The following is a 3,088-nucleotide window of genomic DNA, read 5'->3' as shown; positions in this document are numbered from 1 at the left end:
GAGCCAAAACCGGAAGGTTGACGCCAGTACCAGCACAGCCGCTTTTCCATTTCAGGTGCATAACGCTGAACCCATCGATAAATCGTGGTGTGATCAACATTTCCCCCTCGCTCAGCCAGCATCTCCTGCATCTCACGATAACTGATGCCATATTTGCAGTACCAGCGGACGGCCCACAGGATAATATGACGCTCAAAATGTCGACCTTTAAATGGGTTCATGTGCTGCTCCTTCAACTAAACAGTGGCATCAGTTTACCCGCCAGATCTTTGCAACAGTGCCTTACGTCTTATCTGGGGATTGGCAAAACCACGCGTGCGAAGCACTGGGGTGAGTGCGGATGCGATAAACCGTAGGGATCAGGCATGCCTGCCCCCTACTCTTCGGGTTCCTGCAATACCACCTAGCCATTCTTGCGTTCGATGATCATAGTCTGCGGCGTGGAGAGCACCACACCCTCTTTACGCAGGCGGGTAAGGATATCGAACAGCAGATCGCTTTTCGCGCCGCTGACCTGGCGCGGGCTGGCAACGTTACCGGTTACCGACAGCACAATTCCGCTGGTGGTCAGATCTTTGAACGATACCGACGGCTCCGGGTTCTCCAGAATGAGCCCGTTTTCGTTATACACATCCTGCAGCAGCTGGCGCACCTGCTGCGGGTCGATATCCAGCGGGAAAGTCAGCGTAATGGTCGCTACGCCCTGCGCGTTGCCCATGGTGGCGTTACGCACATTCTGTGAGATCAGCTGCGAGTTCGGCACGATCACCGTCGATTTATCGCTGAGCTGGATCTCGGTGGCGCGCACGTTAATCCGGCGAATATCGCCCTCGATACCGCTGATGCTCACCAGATCGCCGACTTTCACCGGGCGCTCAGTCAGCAGGATTAGGCCGGAGATAAAGTTCTTCACTATCTCCTGTAAGCCAAAACCGATACCCACTGACAGGGCGCTGACGATCCACGCCAGCTTGTTCCACTGCAGGCCCATAATCGACAGCGTCATCAGGATCACCAGCACAAAGCCGATGTTGCTGAACAGCGTGATCAGCGAGACGCGCATGCCGATATCCATGGTGGTTTTCGGCAGGAAGTCGTGCTCCAGCCAGCGCTTCACCGAGCGCAGCACCCAGATACCGACCACTAGGCAGATCAGCGCATTCAGCATATGCGCCGGCACGATGTTCAGCGACTCCGGCCCTTTGCCACTCCAAAACTCAATGGCTTTCTGCACCAGCTCAATCGGTGTCGAGCTACCGAAAGTGCCGTTGAGCAGCGCCATCACAGCGGTCAGCACCAGCAGGGTTTTGCCGATAGCGCCCAGCACCGTAGCGATCTGCCCTAGGTAGCGCTCGTCAATATTCAGCGAGGTCTGGATACGCTTACCGGTGGCATTGTTGGTCGAAAACAGACTTTCACAGCCGTCGGCTACTAGCTGGCTGAAGATATAGAAGGTGCCAAACACCAGCCCCATCCAGATCAGCTCGTAGCTCAGGAAGCGCGCCATCGTGATATAGCCGATCGTCAGCGCAATCATAATCGCCACGCCAATCAGCGTCAGCGCCATCTGGATTAAGCCCACCAGCGTCGATTTCGCCTCCGGCTGATGCCCTTCCTGGATCATCCGGCGGCGCACGCGGTTAGTGCGCATGCTGATCGACAGCGCGGTCGCGCCAATCAGCAGCGCGGTCATGCCGTTGGCAAAAATCGTTGTGCCGACGCTGGTGTTGGCGCTGCTGTTAAAAATTTCCACGGTCTGGAAGATAAACACCAGCCCAGCAGTCAGCGTTGGGAACGGTTTTAACGCCATTGCCACTTCGTTGGAGATATTCGGCAGGCGCCAGGACGGACGGCGCGTAGAGAGGAAGGCGCGCCCCAGTCCGGCAATCAGTCCGCAGAAAATACTCAGACCCACCAGCTTATCGGCGAAGTCGCGCACGTCATCGATCACTTCATCGTGACGGGTAAACGCTTGGTCGAGGAAGTTAAACGCCAGCACTACGGCAGCCAGCGTGGTCATCGCGGTGACTGCCGCAAGGAAGCTGCGGCGCAGACGACCTTCCGGCAGATGATGGATGCCGACCCAAGCGAGGAACTCTTCTAGGTAACGGCGGCCCAGCGTGGCGACCAGCACCGCAGCCAGCAGCCAGGCAAGGGTGCCAAGGCGCCAGCCAAGTTCCCAAGAAAGCGCGGCGGTTGACGTCAGCTCATCGACAAAATCACCGATCTTGCTGCTGTCATCGCTTTGGGTATTGAACAGCGGAGCCCAGAAGCGCAGGCTAAAGATGCTGCCTGCGTTAAGCGCGCGCTGGGTTTTCAGCGCGTCGCGGCGCAGGTTAACGATCTGTGCCGACAGATTGATCGAGCCGCTTTTAATCGCTTCGGCCTGCTTGATCTGGTCGTCCATTTTGCTTTTCTGGTTTTCCAGCTTGGTACGTTTGCTGGTCACTTCAGCGGTCTCTTTCACCCCGCTGTCGGCCTTGGGGGCCAAGCCAAGCACCGCCAGCTGCGCCTGCAGCTGCGCACGCTGCGGGGTGATGCTCTGGATCAAAATATCGGCATCGCCGGACAGCTCCAGTGCTATATCATTTAGCGCGCTGAGCTTGCTGTCGTTAGTTTCGTCTGAAACCTGCTGCTTGATTTTATCCAGCACTTTCTGCATTTTTGGCAGTTCGACGGCTGCATTGACCTTCGGTGCGGCATCCTCAGTTTGCTGCGGGTCGCTATTATCGGCGGCCAAGACCAGCTGCGGGGAGAGTGCCACCAGCGCCAGCAGGCAGATGCGAAGAAAAGTTAACAAGCCAGACATGAAAAAGGTTCCTGATACTGAAGAAGACGCTGCGATGCGCCAATAAATTTGCTAGCATAGTTTATGTTTTTGCCTTGACCGGGACTATAGGATTCACGATGTAAAAACCTGTTCGTTGTCATAAGAATAATCTATGATCGCAAGTTCAGCCGCCGATGGCAAACTGGATGGCACTGTTGCAAAGATATTGATGAGTTAGCCTTTCGTGTTATTGAAAGGTCTTATCTTTCAAAGGCTCTGCTCACCAGACGCATCTCCCCTAGGGGATGCCCCAAATAA

1 protein-coding gene and 1 pseudogene are annotated in these 3,088 nt (G+C 55.7%); both read right to left on the bottom strand.

What is annotated here, in order from left to right; genetic code table 11:
- Positions 1-221, bottom strand: a pseudogene (locus BBW68_RS13370) (IS6 family transposase); the annotation flags it as partial.
- A gap of 182 nt (positions 222-403) precedes the next feature.
- Positions 404-2,809: a DUF3772 domain-containing protein gene (locus tag BBW68_RS13365; RefSeq protein ID WP_070135734.1), complete on the bottom strand. Its 2,406-nt coding sequence runs from the start codon at positions 2,807-2,809 to the stop codon at positions 404-406.
- Between the last annotated feature and the right edge of the window lie 279 nt (positions 2,810-3,088).

It is taken from the genome of Candidatus Erwinia dacicola, assembly GCF_001756855.1.
Lineage (GTDB): Bacteria > Pseudomonadota > Gammaproteobacteria > Enterobacterales > Enterobacteriaceae > Erwinia > Erwinia dacicola.
This window is presented reverse-complemented; position numbering and strand designations above follow the sequence as displayed.

Bases quoted from the DNA above. Each gene is read 5' to 3' on its own strand.
- BBW68_RS13365 (WP_070135734.1), bottom strand. From the start codon at position 2,809: ATGTCTGGCTTGTTAACTTTTCTTCGCATCTGCCTGCTGGCGCTGGTG.